General features: G+C 72.8%; 28 protein-coding genes and 1 pseudogene. 17 read left to right on the top strand and 12 right to left on the bottom strand.

What is annotated here, in order from left to right; all coding sequences use genetic code 11:
* Positions 1-534, bottom strand: a complete 534-nt coding sequence (locus ACZ7OH_RS34210; protein ID WP_470284627.1) for a copper resistance CopC family protein — start codon at positions 532-534, stop codon at positions 1-3.
* Between the two features lie 126 nt (positions 535-660).
* On the opposite strand from ACZ7OH_RS34210, the gene ACZ7OH_RS34205 reads away from it, so the two are divergent.
* The 5 genes from ACZ7OH_RS34205 (at position 661) to ACZ7OH_RS34185 (ending at position 3,997) form a co-directional block, all read left to right on the top strand.
* Positions 661-1,080: a hypothetical protein gene (locus tag ACZ7OH_RS34205; RefSeq protein ID WP_470284626.1), complete on the top strand. Its 420-nt coding sequence runs from the start codon at positions 661-663 to the stop codon at positions 1,078-1,080.
* A complete protein-coding gene (locus tag ACZ7OH_RS34200; protein ID WP_470284625.1) occupies positions 1,073-2,248 on the top strand; it encodes a WXG100 family type VII secretion target in 1,176 nt (391 codons plus the stop codon). The genes ACZ7OH_RS34205 and ACZ7OH_RS34200 overlap by 8 nt, the downstream gene beginning before the upstream one ends.
* Positions 2,245-2,532: a hypothetical protein gene (locus ACZ7OH_RS34195; protein ID WP_470284624.1), complete on the top strand. Its 288-nt coding sequence runs from the start codon at positions 2,245-2,247 to the stop codon at positions 2,530-2,532. Before ACZ7OH_RS34200 ends, ACZ7OH_RS34195 begins: the two co-directional genes overlap by 4 nt.
* Before the next feature lie 182 nt (positions 2,533-2,714).
* A complete protein-coding gene (locus tag ACZ7OH_RS34190; protein ID WP_470284623.1) occupies positions 2,715-3,407 on the top strand; it encodes a hypothetical protein in 693 nt (230 codons plus the stop codon).
* Positions 3,408-3,436: 29 nt separating this feature from the next.
* Positions 3,437-3,997, top strand: coding sequence for a hypothetical protein (locus tag ACZ7OH_RS34185; protein ID WP_470284622.1), 561 nt, complete (start codon positions 3,437-3,439; stop codon positions 3,995-3,997).
* Here the strand turns inward: ACZ7OH_RS34185 and ACZ7OH_RS34180 are convergent.
* A complete protein-coding gene (locus tag ACZ7OH_RS34180) occupies positions 3,909-4,694 on the bottom strand; it encodes a helix-turn-helix transcriptional regulator (protein ID WP_470284621.1) in 786 nt (261 codons plus the stop codon). The genes ACZ7OH_RS34185 and ACZ7OH_RS34180 overlap by 89 nt on opposite strands.
* Before the next feature lie 48 nt (positions 4,695-4,742).
* On the opposite strand from ACZ7OH_RS34180, the gene ACZ7OH_RS34175 reads away from it, so the two are divergent.
* On the top strand, positions 4,743-5,516 hold the full coding sequence (locus ACZ7OH_RS34175) for an ESX secretion-associated protein EspG (RefSeq protein ID WP_470284620.1): 774 nt from the start codon (positions 4,743-4,745) through the stop codon (positions 5,514-5,516).
* Positions 5,517-5,534: 18 nt separating this feature from the next.
* Here ACZ7OH_RS34175 and ACZ7OH_RS34170 read toward each other — a convergent pair whose 3' ends face one another.
* The 4 genes from ACZ7OH_RS34170 to ACZ7OH_RS34155 are packed head-to-tail and all read right to left on the bottom strand — an operon-like array spanning position 5,535 to position 7,873.
* Positions 5,535-5,888, bottom strand: coding sequence for a hypothetical protein (locus ACZ7OH_RS34170; RefSeq protein WP_470284619.1), 354 nt, complete (start codon positions 5,886-5,888; stop codon positions 5,535-5,537).
* A complete protein-coding gene (locus ACZ7OH_RS34165) occupies positions 5,885-6,148 on the bottom strand; it encodes a YbaB/EbfC family DNA-binding protein (RefSeq protein WP_470284618.1) in 264 nt (87 codons plus the stop codon). Before ACZ7OH_RS34165 ends, ACZ7OH_RS34170 begins: the two co-directional genes overlap by 4 nt.
* Positions 6,145-7,152, bottom strand: a complete 1,008-nt coding sequence (locus ACZ7OH_RS34160) for a CHAP domain-containing protein (protein WP_470284617.1) — start codon at positions 7,150-7,152, stop codon at positions 6,145-6,147. Before ACZ7OH_RS34160 ends, ACZ7OH_RS34165 begins: the two co-directional genes overlap by 4 nt.
* Before the next feature lies 1 nt (position 7,153).
* Positions 7,154-7,873, bottom strand: coding sequence for a transglycosylase SLT domain-containing protein (locus ACZ7OH_RS34155; protein ID WP_470284616.1), 720 nt, complete (start codon positions 7,871-7,873; stop codon positions 7,154-7,156).
* 113 nt (positions 7,874-7,986) lie between these two features.
* Here ACZ7OH_RS34155 and ACZ7OH_RS34150 point away from each other — a divergent pair, with 113 nt between their 5' ends.
* The 7 genes from ACZ7OH_RS34150 (at position 7,987) to ACZ7OH_RS34120 (ending at position 11,984) form a co-directional block, all read left to right on the top strand.
* Positions 7,987-8,448: a L,D-transpeptidase gene (locus ACZ7OH_RS34150; protein WP_470284615.1), complete on the top strand. Its 462-nt coding sequence runs from the start codon at positions 7,987-7,989 to the stop codon at positions 8,446-8,448.
* A 13-nt stretch (positions 8,449-8,461) separates the two neighbouring features.
* Positions 8,462-9,226, top strand: coding sequence for a putative protein N(5)-glutamine methyltransferase (locus ACZ7OH_RS34145; protein WP_470284614.1), 765 nt, complete (start codon positions 8,462-8,464; stop codon positions 9,224-9,226).
* Positions 9,227-9,261: 35 nt separating this feature from the next.
* Entirely contained in the window at positions 9,262-9,738 is a 477-nt protein-coding gene (locus tag ACZ7OH_RS34140; protein ID WP_470284613.1) for an RNA polymerase sigma factor, read from the top strand.
* Positions 9,735-10,328, top strand: a complete 594-nt coding sequence (locus ACZ7OH_RS34135) for a methylated-DNA--[protein]-cysteine S-methyltransferase (protein ID WP_400893103.1) — start codon at positions 9,735-9,737, stop codon at positions 10,326-10,328. Before ACZ7OH_RS34140 ends, ACZ7OH_RS34135 begins: the two co-directional genes overlap by 4 nt.
* Positions 10,329-10,408: 80 nt before the next feature.
* Positions 10,409-11,122: a 2OG-Fe(II) oxygenase gene (locus ACZ7OH_RS34130; protein WP_470284612.1), complete on the top strand. Its 714-nt coding sequence runs from the start codon at positions 10,409-10,411 to the stop codon at positions 11,120-11,122.
* Positions 11,119-11,496, top strand: a complete 378-nt coding sequence (locus ACZ7OH_RS34125) for a hypothetical protein (RefSeq protein WP_470284611.1) — start codon at positions 11,119-11,121, stop codon at positions 11,494-11,496. The genes ACZ7OH_RS34130 and ACZ7OH_RS34125 overlap by 4 nt, the downstream gene beginning before the upstream one ends.
* Positions 11,496-11,984 (top strand): methylated-DNA--[protein]-cysteine S-methyltransferase, encoded by a 489-nt coding sequence (locus tag ACZ7OH_RS34120; protein ID WP_470284610.1) that lies wholly within the window; start codon positions 11,496-11,498, stop codon positions 11,982-11,984. The genes ACZ7OH_RS34125 and ACZ7OH_RS34120 overlap by 1 nt, the downstream gene beginning before the upstream one ends.
* A 1-nt stretch (position 11,985) precedes the next feature.
* Here the strand turns inward: ACZ7OH_RS34120 and ACZ7OH_RS34115 are convergent, their stop codons facing one another.
* Positions 11,986-12,588, bottom strand: a complete 603-nt coding sequence (locus tag ACZ7OH_RS34115; RefSeq protein WP_470284609.1) for a LysE/ArgO family amino acid transporter — start codon at positions 12,586-12,588, stop codon at positions 11,986-11,988.
* Between the two features lie 69 nt (positions 12,589-12,657).
* Here ACZ7OH_RS34115 and ACZ7OH_RS34110 point away from each other — a divergent pair, with 69 nt between their 5' ends.
* Positions 12,658-13,536, top strand: a complete 879-nt coding sequence (locus ACZ7OH_RS34110; protein WP_470284786.1) for a LysR family transcriptional regulator ArgP — start codon at positions 12,658-12,660, stop codon at positions 13,534-13,536.
* Positions 13,537-13,585: 49 nt separating this feature from the next.
* Here the strand turns inward: ACZ7OH_RS34110 and ACZ7OH_RS34105 are convergent, their stop codons facing one another.
* Entirely contained in the window at positions 13,586-14,218 is a 633-nt protein-coding gene (locus ACZ7OH_RS34105) for a TetR/AcrR family transcriptional regulator (RefSeq protein WP_470284608.1), read from the bottom strand.
* A 65-nt stretch (positions 14,219-14,283) separates the two neighbouring features.
* On the opposite strand from ACZ7OH_RS34105, the gene ACZ7OH_RS34100 reads away from it, so the two are divergent.
* The gene (locus ACZ7OH_RS34100) at positions 14,284-15,801 is read left to right on the top strand and encodes an FAD-dependent monooxygenase (protein WP_470284607.1); all 1,518 of its coding nucleotides are present in this window, start codon (positions 14,284-14,286) and stop codon (positions 15,799-15,801) included.
* A gap of 41 nt (positions 15,802-15,842) precedes the next feature.
* Here ACZ7OH_RS34100 and ACZ7OH_RS34095 read toward each other — a convergent pair whose 3' ends face one another.
* Positions 15,843-16,862 carry a hypothetical protein gene (locus ACZ7OH_RS34095; protein WP_470284606.1) on the bottom strand — a complete coding sequence of 340 codons (1,020 nt, stop codon included), beginning with the start codon at positions 16,860-16,862 and terminating at the stop codon, positions 15,843-15,845.
* A 108-nt stretch (positions 16,863-16,970) separates the two neighbouring features.
* On the opposite strand from ACZ7OH_RS34095, the gene pip reads away from it, so the two are divergent.
* On the top strand, positions 16,971-17,897 hold the full coding sequence (gene pip, locus ACZ7OH_RS34090; protein ID WP_470284605.1) for a prolyl aminopeptidase: 927 nt from the start codon (positions 16,971-16,973) through the stop codon (positions 17,895-17,897).
* On the opposite strand, the gene dmpG is transcribed toward pip, so the two are convergent.
* Both dmpG and ACZ7OH_RS34080 read right to left on the bottom strand, forming a co-directional pair.
* Positions 17,894-18,919, bottom strand: a complete 1,026-nt coding sequence (dmpG, locus tag ACZ7OH_RS34085; RefSeq protein ID WP_470284604.1) for a 4-hydroxy-2-oxovalerate aldolase — start codon at positions 18,917-18,919, stop codon at positions 17,894-17,896. The two genes, pip and dmpG, sit on opposite strands and share 4 nt — an antisense overlap.
* Positions 18,916-19,815 (bottom strand): acetaldehyde dehydrogenase (acetylating), encoded by a 900-nt coding sequence (locus ACZ7OH_RS34080; protein ID WP_470284603.1) that lies wholly within the window; start codon positions 19,813-19,815, stop codon positions 18,916-18,918. The genes dmpG and ACZ7OH_RS34080 overlap by 4 nt, the downstream gene beginning before the upstream one ends.
* Here ACZ7OH_RS34080 and ACZ7OH_RS34075 point away from each other — a divergent pair.
* Positions 19,775-20,200 (top strand): annotated as a pseudogene (locus ACZ7OH_RS34075) (hypothetical protein); the annotation flags it as partial. The gene ACZ7OH_RS34080 and the pseudogene ACZ7OH_RS34075 overlap by 41 nt on opposite strands.
* Here the strand turns inward: ACZ7OH_RS34075 and ACZ7OH_RS34070 are convergent.
* Complete coding sequence (locus tag ACZ7OH_RS34070) at positions 20,149-21,378, bottom strand: MFS transporter (RefSeq protein WP_470284602.1); 1,230 nt, start codon at positions 21,376-21,378, stop codon at positions 20,149-20,151. The pseudogene ACZ7OH_RS34075 and the gene ACZ7OH_RS34070 sit on opposite strands and share 52 nt — an antisense overlap.
* Positions 21,379-21,460: the final 82 nt, after the last annotated feature.

The following is a 21,460-nucleotide window of genomic DNA, read 5'->3' as shown; positions in this document are numbered from 1 at the left end:
TCAGTCCTTCCGGCGGCCCAGCAGCTGCCGCAGCCCGACGACGATGACGGCGAGCAGGCCGGCGATCGCGACCACGGCCCAGATCCAGCCGGGGATGCCGGTGTCCACCGCGGCCGGGGTGGCGGGCGCCTGGGCCTGCGCGGGTGCCGTCGTCGTCGCCGGGGCGGCGGCCGCGAGGGTGAAGTGCACGGTGCCGGTGAGGTTGTCGCCGTCCTTCGCGATCACCTTCCAGGTCAGCGTGTAGGCCTGGGCCGGTCCGGACGGCGTCACCGGCGCGGTCACGACCGCCCCGGCCACGGTGGGCGTGCCGACCGTCCAGGCGGTGCCGTCGCGGCCGGTGATCTTGACGGCCTCCGGCGGCAGGGTGACGGGCTCTTCGAAGGTCAGCTTGACCTCGGACGGCGCGGAGGTGAGCGAAGCGCCTTCGGCGGGTGAGCTCGACGCCAGGTCGGTGTGGGCGGCGGCCGGGCCGGCCAGCACGACGAGCCCGATGAGGGCGGCGAGAACGGCTCCGAACGCACGACGCGGGATCATCCGGACATCCTGCCCTATCCGCCCGTGCAGTCTTCGTGTCCACCCGTGCACCCGAGTGGGTCGCTCTTCTCAACGCCGCGGGCATTGGCCAGGATAGGACGCCCGGGTGGCGAGGGAGGAACCTCCATGGCGACTGTGCGCGACGAAGCCGACGCGCGGCGGCAGCTGCAGGCCGAACGGCGGCGCGAGAAGGACGAACTGGTCGTCGCGGGGCCGGTGACCAGCGGCATCGAACTCCACTACGGCGGTGTCGACGACGCCAAGAGCGCCATCGACGCGCACTACGACGAGCTGTCCCAGCACCTCCAAACGGCTCGTGGCCTCGACACCGAGCTCGCCAACGGCAAAGGGCCGGTCGCCCACTGGATGCGCCGCTCGTTCGCGGTGCGCGGCGGCGCCGAGGCCGGCGGGGTCCAAGCCGCGCTGCAGTCGTACCTGAACGAGCTGGCGACGCTGCGGCAGACGCTCGACACCGTCGTCGCGATGCACCAGGGCAACGACGAAGAGGCCGCCGCGACCCTGCCGCCGGGGGCCGTCGATGCCTGAGTTCCATTCGACCCACCACGCCCCGACCGCGCGGCAGCGGGCCAAGGCCCGGCGCGTCCGCCGGCAGAAGACGGTCAACGACCGCGAAGCCACGTTCGGCAAGATCAACTGGGACGCCTACGAGCACCGCGAGCTGTGGGACATGACGCAGTCGGCCATCCCGGCGGAGCTCGAGCAGCACGCGGCCTGGTGGAAGCAGGTGGCCGAAGGCGTCGACGCCGCGACCAAAGACGTGTCGGCACTGGTCGGGAAGCTGCAGGAGTCGTGGAAGGGGCCGTCGGCGGACCAGGCCACGGCGTCGGTGAACCGGCTGACCGGCTGGGCGGCGACGGTGGGCGAGAACGCCCAGCGCGTCGGCTCCGGGCTCGCCGAGTACACGTCGGTGGTCGGCGAGGCCAAGCACCGGATGCCCGAACCCGTGCACTACTGGGCCGAGCGGTGGTTCAAACAGGGGTACGCGGTGAAGCGGCTCGACGGCCCCGAGGGCACGTACATGCTCGACCAGCTGCTCGACGACAAGCTGCCGACGAAGCAGGAAGCCGACGCCGCCAAGGCCGAGGCGGTCCGCGTGATGGAGCAGTACGAGAGTGCGAGCCACGACGTCCGCCACCGCCTGCCTCCGGAGTTCGACACGGCCCCGCCGGTGACCGCGAATCCCGGCGCCACACCGGTGCCGCTGCCGCCGGGGCCCCCGCCGGTTCCTCCGCCTGCTCCTCCGGGCGACCCGGCTCCCCCACCGCACGCCGGACCCCACGACGAATCGGGCGCCGGACCGGACGACGCGACGTCGACGGCGTCCGCGCTGCCACCGACGTTCACCGGCATCGGCGTCCCGGGCGCGCTCGACGGGGTGATCGGAGCCGCCGCCCCGGGCTCCCCGGCGGCCGGCTACGGCCCCGGCTTCGCGAGCATCCCGGTGGCCGGAACGCCGGGCTCCGCCGCGCTCGGCGAAGGCGGACGAGCCGGCACGGGACGGTTCGGAGCCGGGACAACGGGTTTCGGACCGGGAGGCGCGGGCGGCCGCGGCACGGCGGGTGGGTACGGCATGTACCCGCCGGCCCAGGGAACGCGGCGTGAAGAGGACACCGAGCACCGCGACAAGTACGCGAAGGGCTACGACCTGCTCGACGACCTCCCGCCGGCGTACCCCCCGGTGTTCGGCGAATGACCGGCTTCCACGCGGACCCGGCGGCCCTCGAGGCGCTGGCGTCCCGGCTGGAGGACACCGCGGAGGAGTACCGCGCGGCCGCGCATTCGCTGGCGGCACCGGACGACCTCGGGCCCGGGCCGATCTCGGCCGCACTCGCCGCGCTGACCGGCGACTGGTCCAGCCGGATCGGGGCGGTGGAACAGGATTTCGCGGCGGCGGCGACGGATGTCCGGACGGCCGCGAAGGCTTACCGGACAACGGATGCCGCGGCGGCCGAAGAGCTGGGCCGCGCCGATGGCTGACCGGAACCAGGAGCCCGGCGTCCCCGCGACCGCAGGCACCGCTCACCCGCCGAAGTTCCGGACCGCTCCGACCGCTGACCGAAATCACGAGCCCCGCCGCCTTGCCTTCGGCGAGCCGGGCCGCACCGCCGCCCCCACGTTCGAGCCTGGCCACTCCGCAACCGCCGGACCGGACCGCGCCCGTGGCTGAGTTCCGCGGCCTCGGCTTCGACCCGGTCCCCGGCAGCGCCGACGCCGTCGCCGAAACCGCCCGCCGCTACGCCACCGCCGCCACCCGGCTCGAGGACATCCGCTCCCCCGGCGCAATCCCCGAGTGGGCGGGCCGCTCCGCGCAGGCACTGGCCGACCGCGCCGAGCGCGCCGCCGCCGGGCTGACCGCCGCCCGCGAAGCTCTCCGCGCCGCCGCCGGAGTCCTCGAAGACTGGGCCGGCACCCTCGTCGCGAACCGCCGCCGGGCCGAGGACCTCGACCGCCGGGCCACCGCCGCCCGCCAAGCCGTCACCACAGCACACGACGACGTCGAACGAGCCGAAACCGACGCCCAGTTCTCCCCCGCCACCGAACCGAACCTCACCGCCGCCCGGGCCCGGCTCGCGGCCCGCCAAGACGATCTCGACCGCGTCCTCGCCGAAGCCCGCGGCCTGGAACGCGCCCACCACACCGAAACAACCCGCGTCGCCGAGCGGCTGCGCGCCCTCGGCGACGGCGCCCCCTTGCCGGAAGCACCCGGCTTCGCCGAAATCACCACCCACCTTGAAACCTTCTCGGCCGTCGGACGCGAGCTGGGCGGCACCTTCGCGCGCACCCCCAAGGCACCGGTCACGCCGCCGCCGGGGGCCGTCAGCGCGTTCGCCGCGGCGCTGGGTGGCCGGTGAAACTGCCCGCCGTTCCGGGGATCACCCCGGTGACCCTGGACTCCGTCGAGCGCACGACGGCCGAGCTGCACGCGCTGATGGCCCGCCTGCGCGGCCCCGACGCCGCCCGCGACCTCGGTCTGGAAGCCGCCGCCGTGCAGTGCGCGGAAATCGCTCACGAGCGGCGGGCCGGGCTGCTGGCCCTCGTCGAACACCGTGACACCGACCCCGCACTGCTCATCGCCGGCGTCGTCCCGGTCGACAACCCTGGCGAGGCCGCCGAGCTCGGGTACTTCATCGCCGACCACACGCCCGGCATCCGCGAGGTGAGCACCGCGCACACCGGCCGGGGCTACCCGGTCGTGATCGTCGAGCGGATCGGGCTGTCCGGCGCGCAGCTGCAGGCCGTCGTGCTCGACCCGGACCGGCCGCGCGCCGCCGTGTTCACCCTCCACTCCCCCGGCGGCCGCGGCTGGCTCGAGGTCGCCGGGCTGGCCGGGACGCTCGTCGCCGGCGTCGACCTCACCCCCGCAGCGCCTGCTCCCGGAACTCGCGCGGGGTCCGGCCGGTCGCCTGGCGGAACGTCCGCGAGAAGTGCGGGGCGCTGGTGAACCCGCAGTCGCGAGCGACCTCCGCGATCCCGCGCCCGGCCTTCGCCGGATCGGCCAGCACCAACTTCGCGCGCTCGATCCGCAGGCCCTTCAGCCGCTCCGAGACACCTTGGCCGTCGTCGAACAGCTGGTACAGCCGCCGACGCGAGATGTACAGCGCTTCGGCGATCTTGTCCGCGCTGAGCGACTGCTCGCCGAGGTGCGCGCGCATGTACTCCAGGGCTTCGCGCCGCCGGGCCGCGAGCGCGTCGACGCGGTCGAGTTCGACGCGCAGCGCGCTGCGCAACACCAATTCGGCCAAGCCGAGCAGGTGGTGGGCGAGTCCGTGCGGGTCGAGCCGCGGACCGGCCGCCACGACGTGCGCGACGGCGCCGGCGAACAGCGAACGCAGCGGCGCGTCGACCTCGACCGGCCGGAACATCAGCGGCCGCAGCTCGGCGAACGAGATCGACAGCTTCGCCGCCGCGACGGTCAGCATGACGACGCCGGAGGGCTGCAGGTGCAGCGTCGCGTCGGCGTACGTCAGCTTCGCGCCGGATTCGGCGACCGCCCGCGGGACGGGACAGCGCAGCAGCAGCTGGACGTCCTCGGGGTCGCCGCGGCCGCCCAGGATCGCGGCGCGCGCGGCCGCCGCGCCGGACGCGCGGACGACGAGGTACCCGCTCGCGGGGACGTCCATCGACTGCGGCTCGGCCATCGGCACCATCGTGCCCGACGGCGGCCGTTCGGCACGGGAAGGGGGACCATGGCGCGGCGCACCGCGACGGCGGCGGGAGTGATCCTGTCGCATCTGGAATTCGATCTCCTCTGGGAGGACCTGGGACCGGGCGGGCCGCCGCCGTACCCGTTCGATGTGCCGTCGCACGGCGCGACGCACGCCGAGCGCGACGACCTGGGCGTCCAGGTGTTCGCCGGCCTCGCCGACGCCGGTCTCACCGACGGCGAGGACGTCGACCCCGAGCTGGCGGACCTGGTCGTGCTGCTGGGTTCGCCGTCGCTGAGTGTCGACGCGCTGGTGCTGGGCGAAGCACCGTGGCGGCTGCTCGCGGCGGCGCGGGACGGCGCCGGGGTGCTGGCGGTGCTCGACGACCGCGACCTGGTGCTGGAGCCGGTGCGCCCGGCCGGCCTGGTCGCCGCCGTAGCCCGGATGCTCGGCGACGCCGACGCGGGCCCGGGTGACCAGCTGCGGCTCCCCCGCGCCGCGTACTCGGCGGCGATGGATGCCTACGCGCGCAGCGGGTACGACGCGTTCGAGCGGGCGTTGAGCACGGCCGGGATCACCGGCCGCGCGGTCCGTCCGCTGGCGACGCTGGTGACGGCGGAGCGGTACGCGGCGGGCCAGCTGGCGGCGACGGGTCCGGCGGGCCGGAGCCCGGTACTGGCGTGGTTCGACACGGCGGCGGGCCGGTACGCAGTGACCCCGGAGAACGTGGGCGGCGAGCCGTGGGTGACGGTGACCCCCGCCGACAGCGCCTGGCTCGCGGACCGCCTGGGGCGTCTGGTCGACGACGTCCGCTGAGCAGTCGTCGGCCGGTCGTCACATCGCCCAGGTCGCCGGGAGCAGCGAGTCGTCCTCGGGCTCCGGTGGGCGACGCGGTCGCGCGGGCTCGTCCGGCAGCAAGTCGCCCAGCAGCTCGCGGCCCTGCCGCAAGGACTCCGCTCCCGCCTCCGACGCCAGCCGCCGGATCAGCCCGGCCAGCTCTCCCGGCGGCTTGTTCAGCGCCCACCGGTCGAAGCGCAGGTCCACCAGCGCCCCTTGCAGATCGACGACCACCGACAGGCCGTCGTCCGCCGCCGAAGCGCGGATCGCCGCCAGCCGAGCCCCGTATCCCGGCTCCGGGGCCGCGAAAGCGTCGTCGGCCAGCTCCAAGGCAGTACGCGAGTCGTTCACTGCGCCCGCCAGCTGTCCGGCGAGGTCTCTTCCGCGGCCTCTCCCGGCTCGGGCAGGCCGAGAGCGGCCACCCCGTCCTGGTTGTGCCACAAGGAAGCCGTGGCCCGCGCCGACGCGGCCGCCGTCAACAGGAGGATCCGCCGCGCCAGCTCGTCCGGCTCCAGCCGCAGCGCCGCGGCCTCCAGGGTCAGCTCCTGCAGCGCCCCACCGGGCGCGACCTCGACGGCGACCGTCCGGTCGGCGGCTTTTCCGGTGATCACGGGTGCACCCCTCCGTAGAACGTCGACGCCGAAAGCGTGTGGGTGTTCCGGCGGACGGCGTCCCCGGAGTTGCCCTCGATCATCGTGACCTGGTTCCCTTCGACCTTCTCGACGATGCCGATGTGCGTGCTCGTCGACGTGTTCTGCGGGCCGGTGCCGAAGATCAGCACGTCCCCCGGTTTCGCTTCGTGCAGCGCGTTCTTGCCGTACGCGTGGCCGTTGCGCTCACCCCAGTGGTAGACGTCGCCGCTGAAGGGCAGGACCGGGATCGGCACGCCGGCCTTGCGCCACATCGCCGTCGCGAACGACGAGCACCACGCCGCGGTCGGGCCGTACGGGTTCCGGTTGCTGCCGGGCGGGTTCTCCCGGACACCGAGCTGCGTGCGCGCGGCGTGGACGATGTCCTTGCCCCGCACCGAAACCCTGCTCGGGTGCGTCGCGTGCACCGTCTTGTCCACGACCTCGTCGTGGGTCAGGTCCTTCCGCAGCTCGTGCAGTTTCTTCGCCGCCGCTTTGAGTTCCGCGTCGACGTGCCGCAGCGTCGAGGCCGAATGCCGCGTGTACCGCGGCGCGAGGTCGGCGGCGTGCCCGACGGCCCGCATCAGCGCCGCCTGCGTCCCGGCCGCGACACCCGCGTCGAGGACCTGCTTGGCCTGCGCGGTGTACTCGTCGACGAGCCGCTGCACGGCCGTGTGCGCACTGTCCACTGTGGACGCCACGTGCGTGACGACCTTCTCCGCCGCCGCGCCGGCCACGCCGGTGACCCGCAGCTCCTTCGTCAGTTTCGCGCTGTTGTGCCGGAAGCCGTCGGCGCCGCGGCCGTGCCAGTGCTCCAGGACCTTGGCGCTTTCCTTGTGGTAGGCGTCGTGCTGGGCGTCCAGCGCCCCGGCCACCTGGTGCAGCGCGTATTCGGCGCGGACCGCGTCCTCGGCCTTGCCGGCGAGCTTGTTGCGGTGCGCGACGAGGTCCGTGGCGAAGGAGTGCGCGAGCGCGGTGGTGTCCATGTCAGCCCTTCCCGTTCAGCGCGGCGGCGGTGGCCGTCTCGTGGTCGCGGTAGGACTTCGCGGCCTTCCCGGCCGCCGAGGCGAGCCCGTCGGCGTGCGCGCCGACGCCGTTGACCTGCCGTTGCAGCGCCAGTCCGAACCCGGCGAGGGCGTCGGCGAAGCCGGATTCCTCGCCGACCTTCCCGAAGCTGTCACGGGCGATCTCGCGGACGTCGCGCAGCTGCCCGGTCGCGGTGCCCAGTGCGTCGGCGACGTGCCGGGTGCGGCCCACGTAGGAGTGCAGCACCGTGTCGTCCACACGAAGCGGGCTGCCGCTCGCGCTGCTGCCGCCGCCGGTCTTCCCGTGGTGTTCCGTGACGTCCCGGGCGGCCTTGCGTGCGGCCGCCAGGTGGTGCTTGTACGCGCCGTTCGTGTACGTCGACCAGGGCGTGAAGTCGTGGCCGCCGCCCGAGATGCTGTGGGCGACGCGGGCGTTGGTGTCCGGGTCGAACAGCCGGTCGTCGGACTTCAGGTGGTACTGCCGGCGACGCTCCGGACCGAGCGCGCCCAGCATGTTGATCTGCCAAAGGCCGTAGGAGTCGTCCGGCGGGGTGGCGTTGTGCGCGGTCGTCCGCCCGCCGGACTCGGCCAGCGCGACCGCGACCGCCGTGGTCAGGCCCGGGCCGCGGAACCCGGCCGCGTAGGCGTGCCGGGCGATCTGCTCCGCGCTCAGCTTCGTCATGGTTCGACCTTGTCCGTCCGGGTACCCGATCCGGTAGCCGCGGTGCACGCAGGGACAACCCGGGTGCACGCGCGGCTCAACCTCCGGGGCCGCTCGCCCGTACCCTGCTGGGCTTGACGCTGGTCACGGCGTCGTGCGCCAACCCGCGCGCGACGACGCCGAGCCCGATCGCGGAACCCGCGCCGCTGGTCGCTTCGACCCCGCCGACCACGACCACCCCGCCGCCGGCCCCACCCTGCGCCGTCACGACCGGCGCGTGCGTGAGCCTGGCGCGGCACCTGGCCTGGCTCCTGCGGGACGGCCGGGTCGTGCGCGGTCCGGTCCCCGCCGGGTTCGGACCGCCGGACCAGACGACGCCGGCCGGGTCGTTCCACGTCGTCTGGAAGGACCGGGAGCACACGAGCAGCGAGTACGGCACCGACATGCCCAGCTCGGTGTTCTTCGCCGCCGGCGGCATCGCCTTCCACGCCGGGCCGCTCGACGCGCCCTCGCACGGCTGCGTCCACCTCACCGACGCCGATTCGGCCGCGTTCTTCGACGGCCTGAACGTCGGGGACGCGGTCGGGGTCCAGTAGACTCGTTCCCCTGTTGGACACTTCAGTTGTCGTTTCCCGGCTGCGCGCGGCGGGCTGTGTGTTCGCCGAGGACGAGGCGGACCTGCTCGTCGCGGCCGCGTCGACGCCCGCCGAGCTCGGCTCGCTGGTCGAGCGCCGGGCCGCCGGGCTGCCGCTGGAGCACCTGCTGGGCTGGGCGGAGTTCCACGGCCTGCGGATCACCGTGCGGCCCGGGGTGTTCGTGCCGCGCCACCGCACCGAGTACCTGGTCGACGTCGCCGTCTCGCTGACGCCGCCGGACCCGGTGGTGCTGGACCTGTGCTGCGGCTCCGGCGCGCTGGGTGCCGCGTTCACCGCTTCGGTGGTCCCCCGTGAGCTGCACGCCGCCGACGTCGAACCCGCGGCCGTCGCGTGTGCGCGGGTGAACCTCCCCGGCGCCTCGGTGCACGAAGGCGATCTTTACGACGCGCTCCCGTCGTCCCTGCGCGGCCGGGTCGACGTGCTGCTGGCGAACGTGCCGTACGTGCCGTCGGAGGCTGTGGCGACGATGCCGCCCGAGGCGCGGCTGCACGAACCGCGCGTCGCGCTCGACGGGGGTTCCGACGGTCTCGACCTCGCCCGCCGCGTCGCCGAGGGTGCCCCGCGCTGGCTCGCGCCGGGTGGGACGCTGCTGGTGGAAACGAGCTCGCGCCAGGCGCCGGTGTTGAGCGGGATCTTCTCCGCGGTGGGGCTCGCGCCGCGCGTGCACGAGTCGGAGGAGCTGGGCGCCACCGTGGTCACGGGTACCACGAAGGTGTGACCTCACATTCCCGCGGACCCGGACGTCTACAGGGTGTGATCGTGAAACCGTTCGAGCAGATCGTGGCCGAGCACGGGCCGATGGTCCTGCGCGTGTGCCGGGCCGTCCTCGGCCAGGCGGACGCCGAAGACGCCTGGTCGGAGACCTTCCTGGCGGCCCTCAAGGCGTACCCCGAGCTGCCCGCCGACGCGAACGTCCAGGCGTGGCTCGTCACGATCGCGCACCGCAAGGCCATCGACGTCACCCGCGCGCAGGCCCGCCGCCCGCTGCCCGTGAGCGAGGTCCCGGACCGACCCGGCCGCGCCGACGCCTGGAACGGCGACCTGTGGGACGCGCTCGCGAAGCTGCCGGACAAGCAGCGCACCGCCGTCGCCTACCACTACCTGGCCGGGCTGCCCTACCGCGAGATCGCGGAGATCACCGGAGGCACCGCCGACGCCGCCCGCCGCGCGGCCGCCGACGGCGTCAAGGCCTTGCGGGCCGTCTACCCGCTGGAAGGAGCGCACTCATGATCGACGTAACCTGGCCGTTCTCGGGGGACATCCAGGTCGTGCCGCACTACATGCACGAGCGGCTCAACGCGGAAGCGGAGCGCGAAGGCCTGCTGGACGTCGCGTACCGCACGTTCGACAGCCCGGTCGGGTCCCTGCTGCTGGCCGCGACGAAGGAGGGCTTGGTCAAGGTGGCGTTCGACCGCCAGGACCACGACGCGGTCCTGGAGGCCCTGGCGGCGGCGATCAGCCCCCGGGTCCTCCTGGCACCGGCCCGCCTCGACGCGGCGGCCCGCCAGCTCGACGAGTACTTCACGGGCAACCGCCGAAGCTTCGACCTCCCCCTCGACTTCCGCCTGGCGCGCGGGTTCCGCTTGTCGGTGCTGGAGCACCTGCCGGAGATCGACTACGGCCACACGGAAAGCTACGCCGAGGTGGCGGCGGCGGCCGGCAGCCCGAAGGCGGTCCGCGCGGTCGGCACGGCGTGCGCGCTGAACCCGCTGCCGGTGGTGGTGCCGTGCCACCGGGTGGTGAGGTCGGATGGGTCGTACGGGCAGTACGCGGGAGGCGAGGAAGCCAAGCGGACACTGCTCACCCTGGAGGCGGCTTGAGGGTCCGGAGCGGGTGACGGGGACGAAAATTTCCCGCCCAGCCGATCTCACGTTTCACCCGGCCGGCGCGTCTACCGGGTATGAGCACTTTCGAGAACCGCGTCGCCGCCGCCGATTGGGAGGCGGTGGCCGCCGAAGTCGATGACTACGGCTGCGCCCTGCTTCCCCCGCTGCTCACGCCGGCCGAGTGCGCGAAGCTCGTCGCGCTCTGGGATCAGCCGGAACACTTCCGCGCCACCGTGAACCTGCGGCGGCACCGCTTCGGCGACCACGGCGACTACCACTACTTCGCCGCCCCCTTCCCGGAGCCCGTGCACCGGCTCCGGGAAGCGCTCTACCCACGCCTGCTGCCCATCGCGCAAGACTGGTACGCCCGGCTCGGCCGCGAGCCGGAATGGCCGTCCACTTTGGACGAGTGGCTGAAAGTCTGCCACGCCGCCGGGCAACAGCGGCCCACGCCGATCCTCTTGCGCTACGAAACCGGCGGCTGGAACGCCCTGCACCGCGACCTCTACGGCGACAAGGTGTTCCCGCTGCAAGTCGTGATCAACCTCAACGAACCGGGCGTCGACCACACCGGCGGCGAGTTCGTGCTCGTCGAGCAGCGGCCGCGAGCCCAGTCCCGCGGCACCGCGACGCTCATCCCGCAGGGCCACGGCCTGGTCTTCACCACCCGCGACCGCCCGGTCCGGTCGGCCCGCGGCTGGTCCGCGGCGCCGGTGCGCCACGGCGTCTCGGCCGTGCGGTCCGGCCGGCGGCACACCCTGGGCCTGGTCTTCCACGACGCGGCATGACCGACGCGGAACTGGAGGCCCTCGTGAAGCTGATCGGCCCGGCCCGGCACGTCGTGATCGGCACGGCGGCCGACCCGGCCTCGCGAACCGACGGCGAACGGATCGCCCGAGCCTGGGGCGGTCTGGTGCTGGCGACGGTGACGTGGCCGGAAACGGCGGCGTCGTGGCTGCGTCAGGCCCGGCGGTTCGCGGCGCCGGACCCGGACGTCTGGGTGGTCAGCGCCACCCCGGCCGGCTGGGCGGGCATGACCCGGCGGCTACTGCGGTCGACGTCATGGCGTCCGCATCGGACGGTCGTGACCGCGAAACTGGCCGAAACCCGGCTGCCCGGCCTGCGCGGTGCGCGGGCGGACGGCACCACTTGGGAGGACTGATGAAACACGCGATCATCGACTCGCCGATCGGCGAGCTCACCCTGGTCGGCGACGGCGACGTCGTCACCGGCCTCTACTTCCCGCACCACTGGACCCGCCCGGACCGGACGACGTTCGGCCCGCGCGACGACACGGCGTTCCCGGCCGCGGCAGCGCAGCTGAAGGAGTACTTCACCGGCCAGCGCACGGAGTTCGACGTACCCACGCGAGCCGACAGCCCGGCCTTCGACCGCGCGGTCTGGGCCGAGATCGCGAAGATCCCGTACGGCGCGACGGCGACGTACGGGGACCTCGCGCGGTCCGTCGGGGCGTTGCCGCACGAAGTCGGCGCTGCGGTCGGGCGGAACCCGCTGAGCATCCTCGTGGCGTGCCACCGGGTCGTGGGCAAGAACGGGAAGCTCACCGGGTACGCGGGCGGCGTGAAGCGCAAGGAGTTCCTGCTGGAGCTGGAACGACCGCCGGCCGACGAGCGGGGTCAGCTCTGGTGAGTCACACGTGGCTCAGGAGCATCGTCGCGCCGAGGCCGGTCATCGTGACGGCGATGAGGACGTCGAGGACGCGCCAGGCCGCGGGCCGGGCGAAGAGCCCGGCGAGGCGACGGGCGCCGAAGCCGAGGGCGCTGAACCAGACGGCACTGGCGATCCCGGCGCCGAGGCCGAACAGCCAGCGCCCGTCGCCATGGGCGACCGCGACCGAGCCGAGCAGCAGTACCGTGTCGAGGTAGACGTGCGGGTTGAGCCAGGTGAACGCGACACAGGCGAGCACGGCTTTACGCAGCGGCGTCCGTTCCTCGCCGACGGCCATGACCGACGGCCGGAACGCCCGCCGCGCGGCGAGGGCGCCGTAGCCGAGCAGGAAGAGCCCGCCCCCGACGGCGATCACGCCGATCGCCGTCGGCCACCGCTGCAGCACAGCCCCGATCCCGCTCACGCCGAGCCCGATCAGCACGAGGTCCGACACGGCGCAGATGACGACGAGCGGGGCGACGGCGCCGCCGCGCAGGCCCTGTTGCAGCAGGAAGGCGTTCTGCGAACCGATGGCGACGATGAGGGAGAGACCGGTTCCGAACCCGGCGAGGAGCAGAGGCAGCACCCCGCCACGGTATGACCGCCCCACCGGATTACTCCAGCTAAAGATTCTTACGTAACATTAGCGTTCGTGATGTCCGATCTCCCGCTCGACCAGGTCAGAACCCTGCTGGCCGTAATGGACGAGCAAAGTTTCGACGCCGCGGCGGCGGTGCTGCACGTGACGCCGTCCGCGGTCAGCCAGCGGGTGAAGGCCCTGGAGCAGCGCACGGGCCGCGTGCTCTTGCTGCGCACGAAGCCGGTAACGCTCACCGAGTCCGGCCAGGCGCTGATCCGTTTCGCGCGCTCGTTGGCGCAGCTGGAGCAGGACGCGCTGGCCGAGCTGGGCCTCGGCTCGTCGACCCGGACGCTGTCGATCGCGGTGAACGCGGACTCGCTGGCCACGTGGTTCCTCCCGAGCCTGGCCCACGTCCCGGAGTCCCTGGGAATCTGCTTCGACCTGCAACGCGAGGACCAGGACCACACGGCGGCGCTGCTGCGCGAAGGCTTGGTGATGGCCGCGGTGACGGCGTCGCCGCAGCCGGTCCAGGGCTGCACGTCGGTCCGCCTGGGCCGCATGCGCTACCGGGCGATGGCGTCCCCGGAGTTCATCGCCCGCCGCCTGACGGCGCCCCTCACCACGTCCCTCCCCCAGGCACCGGTGGTCATGTTCGACCGCAAGGACGACCTGCAGGACCGCTTCCTGCGAGCGTTGACCCGCCGCCGCACGTTCACGCTGGTCCGCCACTACATCCCGGCATCGGAATCGTTCGCCGACGCGGTGGCGGCCGGCCTGGGCTGGGGCATGGTCCCGGAAATCCAGGCGGCGTCCCGTGGAAAGGCACTGGTGGACCTGGCCCCGGACCGGCCGTTGGACGTACCGCTGCACTGGCAGCAGTGGAAGCTCGACTCCCCCGCACTGGCAGCAGTAGCGGGCGCCGTCGCGAGGGGCGCGAAGAACGCCCTCCTCTGAACCAAAGACAAGCTGGCGCAAGGCATCCAGTAGATGCCCTTGAAGTTCGTCAGCCCGCCACTTCCGGAAAGTCGCCCACTCCCTGTTCCACCAGGTCGAAGGCCTGGTCGATCACCGCGACCTGCTCCCGCCGCACGAGATCCGCGTCCTCCCCCGCGATGATCCGCTCCATCGCGTGCGCGAACACCGTCGTGATCGCCGATGTCAACAGGGCCGCCACCATCCGGGACCTAAACACCTCGCCCGTCTCCGCGACGAACACCTCCGCGAACGCCGAAGCGATCTCCCGCTCCTGCTCGTACCAGCGGGCCATCAACGCCGGACTCGACGTCAGCACCCACCAGAACCCCGGGCCGCCGGTGATGGCGCCCGACAGCGGGTGCCCCGAAGCCAGCAGCGCGTGCTGGTGCGCGCGCAACGCGGCCACCGGCGACACCCCGACCGGGCGGGAACGGACCACGTCGGTCAGCTCTGCGAGCCGGTCCGCGTGGCGGTCGAGGAACAAGTCCTCCTTGCGGGGGAAGTAGTTGAACACCGTCATCTTCGACACGCCCGCCGCCTCGGCGATCTCGGCCACCGTCACCTCCTCGAAGCCGCGCTCGATGAACAGGCCCGTGGCCACGTTCGAGATCAGCGCGCGGGTGGCCCGCTTCTTGCGCTCGCGCAGTCCGTGATCCGCCATAAGCCGAGAGTATAGACCGGGCATAAAGTTTGACTCGATAAAAGTTTCGGGGCACCATCGGAGCCATGAACACGGATGTGGTGATCTCCGGGGGCGGACCGGTCGGGTTGATGCTCGCCTGCGAACTCCGGCTGAGGAACGTGAACGTGCTGGTCGTCGAGCGGCTCAGCGAGCCCGACCTGACGATCAAGGCCGGGGCGGTCAACCTGACGACCGCCGAGGCCTTCTACCGCCGGGGCCTGCTGCCCGCGGTGGACGAAATCGTGCGGCAGAACGCCAAGCAGATCGAGGCGTTCATGAAGTCACGCGGCGGTGGCGGGCCGAAGGGCACGATCCCGGTGGGGCACTTCGCCGGGATCATGGTCGCCTCCAGCGGGGTCCACTTCGACGACCCGGCCTTCCGCGAGGTCGGGCCCGCCTCCCGGGTCGTCGTGATCCAGCAGCAGGCCGTCGAAGCGGTCCTCGCCGCGCGCGCCCTCGAGCTCGGGGCCGAGATCCGGCGCGGGGTCGAGGTGACCGGGTTCGACGCCGGCGACGACGGCGTGACCGTGCGGCTCGGTGACGGAAGCGAAATCAGCGCCGGCTGGCTCGTCGGCGCCGACGGCGGGCGCAGCTTCGTGCGCAAGCAGGCCGGGTTCGAGTTCCCCGGGACCGAGCCCGCCATCACCGGACGGCAGGCGCTCGCCGAGCTCACCGGCGCCGACGCGCTCCCCGCGGGCTGGCAGCACGGCAACGGCGGCCTCTACGTCCACGGGCCGATGCCCGGCCGGATGCTGACCGTCGAGTTCGACGGGCCGCCCGAGGACCGGCACACCCCGATCACCGCCGAGGAGCTCGAAGAAAGCTTCCGGCGCGTCTCCGGCGCCGACATCCGGGTGACCAAGGTGCACAGCGCGACGCGGTTCACCGACAACGCGCGGCAGGCGACCACCTACCGCCAGGGCCGCGTGCTGCTGGCCGGCGACGCCGCGCACGTCCACTCCCCCTTCGGCGGGCAGGGCCTCAACCTCGGCATCGGCGACGCCGTCAACCTCGGCTGGAAGCTCGCCGCGACCATCCACGGCACCGCCCCGGACGGCCTGCTCGACACCTACACGACCGAACGGCACCCGATCGGCGAGTGGGTCCTCGAGTGGACCCGGGCGCAGGTCGCGCTGATGCGCAGCGACGTCCGGACGAAGGCGCTGCGCCAGATCGTCACCGACCTGCTGCTCACCGACGACGGCGCGACCTACCTGGCGAAGAAGCTGTCCGGCGTCCTGCACCGGTACCCGATCGACGGCGAGCACGACCTCACCGGCCGCGGCGCGCCCGACTTCGCGTTCGCCGACGGCACCCGGCTCGGAGAGCACCTGCAGGACGGCAAGGCGCTCCTGCTCGACCTCGCCGAGAACGCTGAGCTGCGCGAAACCGCGCGCGGCTGGACCGGCCACGTCACGACGTTGACGGCTAAGTGCGTCGACGAGCCGTCCCTCACCGGGGTCCTGGTCCGGCCGGACGGCTACATCGCCTGGGCCCGCGAGGACGGCGCGACGACCGGCCTGGCCGACTCGCTGCACCGCTGGTTCGGCGAGCCCGCCTGACGCCGAGGGGCGCGCCGGGAAACCGACGCGCCCCCAGGGTTTCAGTAAGCGACCGCGAAGGCGTGGCTCATCGCGTCGTAGTGCTTCACCGTCGAGCCGGACGCGTCGGGTAGACCGCCCGACGCCAGCTGGACCGCGCCCGTCGAGCCGCTCACCCAGTCCGTCTTCACGTAGAAGTTGAACTTCGGCGCGCAGCCGTTGCCCGTCGCCGCCGTGAAGCGGGTGTTGAGCGGGACGACGTAGTGGTGGACGTCGCGGCGGACCAGCGCCGTCACGCTCGACGAGGCGTCCGACTTGCACAGCGTGCCGTCGGCCTTCCACTGGTTGACGAACAGCGTCACCCGCGCGGTCATGCTGTTCAGCGGGCAGCCGCCCGTCGGTTCGGGGTAGCAGGCCATCAGTTCCATGTCGCCGAATACGCTCAGCCCGGTCACCGGCGCCATCTCGAAGGTGCCCGAAGCCGGCTCGCGGACCGTCGGGGCCGCGGAGCTGAGGCCGATGACACGCCCGGGAGGCGTATCCCCGTCGTCGGCCTGCGGCGGCGTGCCGGCAGTCGTGTTCGCGACGCTCGTGTCCGCGAACTTCAGCTCGCCGCTCGCCAGGTTCAAGGTCGAGTTGCCCAGCCCGAGGTTCGCGCTGCGCAGGTACGTCGTGCACGTGACGGTGCCCGCCGCGCCCGGGTGGACGAGGAACCGCGTCGTGACGTTGATGTCCCGCAGCGAAGCCGGGGTGCCGGTGGCGCTCGCGATGATGACGTTCTGCCCGAGCACCTCGTTCTTCGTCCAGCCGCTCGTGCTCGAACACCGGACCTCGTTGTCGATCAGCGTCGTGTTCGACGCGTTGTTCGCGCGCAGCGTCGAGTAGACATACGCGGTCTGGTTCGCCGTCATCGACAGCTGCACCGAGCCCAGCGCGGCGACGTACTGCGTCTCGTGCGGCGAGGTCACCGTGCGCGGGGTGAACGTCACCGCCGTCGCCGCCTGGGCCGCCGGAGCGGCGCCCAGCAGCCCGGCGAACGTGGCCGCGCAGGCGACCGCAGCGGCGAAGATCCTGCGTTTCATCGAAGTCCCCTCAGCAGAAGTGGAATGATCATCGGGACCGATTCTGGCGGCCGGGAGCGAACCGCGAACCGGTCAAGACCGGACGTCGACCGAAAGAGGACACCGGAGATGGCCGAGCTGTACCCGTTGACCGAGCCTTACGACCACGGGCTCCTCGACGTCGGCGACGGCCACCGCGTCCACTGGGAGACCTACGGGAACCCGGCCGGCAAGCCCGCGGTCGTCCTGCACGGCGGCCCGGGCCAGGGCAGCGCGCCGGGCATGGCGCGGCCGTTCGACCCCGCCCGCTACCGGGTCGTCCTGCTCGACCAGCGCGGCTGCGGCCGGAGCACGCCGCACGCGACGGCGTCGGTGCGCGCCAACACGACCGACCACCTGGTGGCCGATCTGGAAAAGCTGCGCGAGCACCTGGGCATCGAGCGCTGGCTGGTGACCGGCGGCTCGTGGGGCACGACGCTCGCGCTCGTGTACGCCGAGCGGTTCCCGGAGCGGGTCTCGGAGATCGTGGTGAGCGCGATCAGCACGACGCGCCGGTCGGAGATCGACTGGCTCTACGGCGGGGTGCGCCGGTTCTTCCCCGAGGAGTGGGCGCGGTTCAGCTTGGGCGCCGAGGACGACGTCGCCGCGTACGCGCGGCTGATGGCCGACCCCGACCCGGCGGTGCGGCAGCGCGCGGCGGCCGCGTGGTACCGGTGGGAAGAGGTGGTCCTGTCCCTCGAACCCGGCGCGCCCCCGGTGAGCGACGCGCCGGTCGACGAGGCCGCGCACGCGTTCGTCCGCCTCACGACGCATTACTACGCGAACGCGGGGTGGCTCGCGGAGGGCGCGGTGATCCGCGACGCGGGGCGCCTGGCGGGCATCCCGGGCGTGCTCATCCACGGCCGGCTCGACCTCAGCTGCCCGGTGACCACGGCGGTCGAGCTGGCCGAGGCGTGGCCGGGCGCGCAGTTGCTCGTCGACGACCACTCGGGGCACCGCGGGAGCGACGTCAAGCGCGACTGGAAGCTCGCCGCGCTCGACCGGTTCGCGGCTTAGCCCTCGGCGGCCAGCGTCACCGCCACGTCGATGATCATGTCTTCCTGGCCGCCGACGAGCGCGAGCTCGCCGCAGCGGCGCAAGATCGCCTGCGCCGGCACGCCGTACCGCTCCGCCGCGCGCTCGGCGTGCAGCAGGAAGCTCGAATACACCCCGGCCCAGCCCTGGACGATCGCGTTGCGGTCCATCTTCGGCCAGCGGTTCAGGTACGGGCGGACGACCTCCTCGGCCGCGTCGAGCAGGCCGCCGACGTCGAGGCCCGTGTCGATGTCGAGCCGGTCGAACACCGCCGTGAGCACCTCGGTCGGCGAGTTCCCGGCGCCCGCGCCGAGTGCGCACAGCGATCCGTCGATGTAGCGGACCCCGGCCTCGTACGCCAGGACGGAGTTCGCGACGCCGAGCGAGAGGTTCTGGTGGCCGTGGTAGCCGACCCACGCCGTGTCGCCGACTTCCGCGACCAGCGCCTCGAACCGCGCGCGGGCTTCGTGCATCAGCAGCGCGCCCGCCGAGTCCGTCACGTACGCCGCCTGGCAGCCCGCGTCGACCATGATCCGCGCCTGCTTCGCGAGGTCTTCCGGCGGCGTCCGGTGCGCCATCATCAGGAACCCGGCGGTCTCCATGCCGAGCTCGCGCGCCAATCCGAAGTGCTGCGGCGAGACGTCGGCCTCGGTGCAGTGCGTCGCCACCCGCACCATCTCCGCGCCCGCGTCGAACGCGCGCTGGAGGTCTTCAGCCGTCCCGATCCCCGGCACGAGCAGCACGGCGATCTTCGCCTGCTTCGCCTCTTCGCGGGCCGCCGAGATCAGTTTCAGCTCGTCGACGGCGGAGAAGCCGTAGGTGAACGACGAGCCGCCGAGGCCGTCGCCGTGGGTCACCTCGATGACCTCGACGCCGGCGCGGTCCAGCGCGCGCACGGTGTCGCGAACCTGCTGTTCGGTGAAGCGGTGCGCCATCGCGTGGCTGCCGTCGCGCAGCGTCGTGTCGACGATCCGGACGTCGTGCTTGAGTTCCGGCCGGGTCACGCGGGCACCTCCTGCTTCGCGCGCGCCATGAGTTCACCGACGCGGGCGGCCGCGGCGGTCATGATGTCGAGGTTCCCGGCGTACTCGGGCAGGTAGTCGCCGTTGCCGCGGACCTCGAGGAAGATCCCGACCCGCGCGTTGCCGTCCCACTCCTCGCGCGCGTCGTCGAACTGCGGGTCCGCGCGCAGTGTGTAGCCGGGCACGTACTTCCGGACTTCTTCGGCCATTTCGTGGATGGATGCGGTGATCGCGTCGCGGTCGGCGTCGGGCCCGATCGCGCAGAACACGGTGTCGCGCATGATCATCGGCGGCTCGACGGGGTTGAGGATGATGATCGCCTTGCCGCGCCCGGCGCCGCCGACTTCGGCGACGGCGCTGGACGTCGTGCGCGTGAACTCGTCGATGTTCGCGCGGGTGCCGGGTCCCGCGCCGCGCGAAGCCACCGACGCGACGATCTCCGCGTACGGCACCGGCGTCACGCGGGAAACCGCGTGCACCATGGGAATCGTGGCCTGTCCGCCGCAGGTGATCATCGAGACGTTCGGCGCGTCGAGGTGCGCGCCGAGGTTCACCGGCGGGCACACCATCGGGCCGAGGTGCGCCGGGGTGAGGTCGATCGCCTGGATGCCGGCTTCTTCGTAACGCGGGGCGTTGGCGGCGTGCGCCTTCGCCGATGTCGCCTCGAACACCAGCTCCGGCAGGGGATCCTGGCGCAGCAGCCAGTCGACGCCCTCGGCGGAGGCCTCGATTCCCAGCGCGCGGGCGCGTTCGAGCCCGTCGGACTCGACCACGCCGACCACGTAACCGACTTCGATCACTTCGCTGCGTCGCAGCTTCGCCAGCAAATCGGTGCCGATGTTGCCGGGGCCGACGATCGCCGCTTTCACGGGAGCCATGCCGTCGACCGTCGCACCGGGCGGGGCGAGCGGAACAGCCTTGTGTTCCGGCCAACGGAACGTCAAGACTGTTCCCATGGCATTCGAGGTCGTGGCCGGCGCCGGCACCCTGCGCGGCGGAACGGGCGTGCATTTTTCGCACCGCTGGACGTCCGAGGGGGTCGGCGTGGAGACGGAGTTCACCGGCGGCCACCTGCTGAGCCTCGCGGCGGCGGGGTGCGTCCTGAACGACGTGTACCGCGAGGCGGACGGGCTGGAGATCGAGCTGGCCGGCGTCCGGGTGACGGCTTCGGGCGGCTTCGACCCGACGACGTGGGCGTCGACCGGCATCACCTACTCAGTCGAGCTGGACTCGCCGGCGTCGGCGGAGGACCTGGCCCGGCTGCTGGAGGTCGTCGACGAGGTCGCCGAGATCCCGCGGGCGCTGCGGGCTGGGGCTTCCGTGCGCCGCGTTCCCTGAACCACCGCCGCCCCGGCGAGGGCCACCACACCTCCGGCGGTCATGACAGCCGGCACGGAGACGGCGTCGACCACGAAGCCGCCGGCCAGCGCGCCGGCGGAGATCGTCGCCTGAAAGGATGCGGTGAACAGGACGGTCGCCGCCTCCGGGGCGTCCGGCGCCGCCCGGGCGAACCAGGCTTGGGAGCAGACCGGCACGGCGCCGTAGGCGACACCCCACACCACGAGAAGCGCGAGCGCGCCGATCGGGCCGGCGTGCGGCAGGAGCACGGTCGCGAGCGCGATGAGGATCGCCGCGGTGGTGAAGTTCAGCCGGTTCATTCCCGCCAGGAAGGTGCCCGCGATCCCGGCGGCGCCGTAGACGAGGAGGTAGCCGCTGAGCACCTCCGGGCGGACGACGTCCCGCAGCAGCGGCGTGACGTAGGTGTAGGTGCCGAAGTGGGCCAGCACGACGAGGAAGGTCACCGCGAGTCCACTTCGGACTCCGCGTCGGGTCAGCAGTCCTTTCAGGACGGTCGGGCGGGTCGCTCCGGTCGCGGGCAGGGGCGGTGTCACGAGCCGGAGGGCGGCGGCGGTACCGAGGGCGAGAAGGCCGAGCACGAGGAAGGCCGTCCGCCACCCGGCGAGCTGCCCGACGAGGGTGCCCAGCGGGACGCCGAGCACCGAGCCGAGCGGGACCGCGGAGAAGATCACGGAGGTCGCCCGGCCGGCGGCGGCCGTCCCGACGAGGCGGGGCGCCAAGCCCGAACCGATCGACCAGAAGCCGCCGATGACGAGCCCGACGAGGAAGCGGGCGACGAGCAGGACCGCGAAGGTGGGCGCGGCCGCGGCGAGGAACCCGGCGGCCGCGAGCAGCAGCATCAGCGCGGCCAGCATGGTGCGCCGGTCGAGCCGCCCGGTGCCGACGGTGACGACCGGCGCGGCGACGGCGGCGACGAAGCCGGGGACGGTCATGGTCCAGCCGGCCGTCCCGGCCGCGAGGCCGAAGTCTCCGGCGATCGGGTTCAGCAGGCCGATCGGCAGGATCTCGGTCGTGACGATGGCGAAGATCCCGACGGTCACGGCCACGACGGCGGGCCACCGGCTGCGCGGAGAGTTGATCATGAGACGGGGTAGACCGGCGTCGGTGCGCGGATGCTGGCAGGAACGCGACAACTCCGTGTCGGCGGCTCACCGGTTTGATCGA

The sequence above is a fragment of the Amycolatopsis sp. NPDC114478 genome, from assembly GCF_055633805.1.
This window is presented reverse-complemented; position numbering and strand designations above follow the sequence as displayed.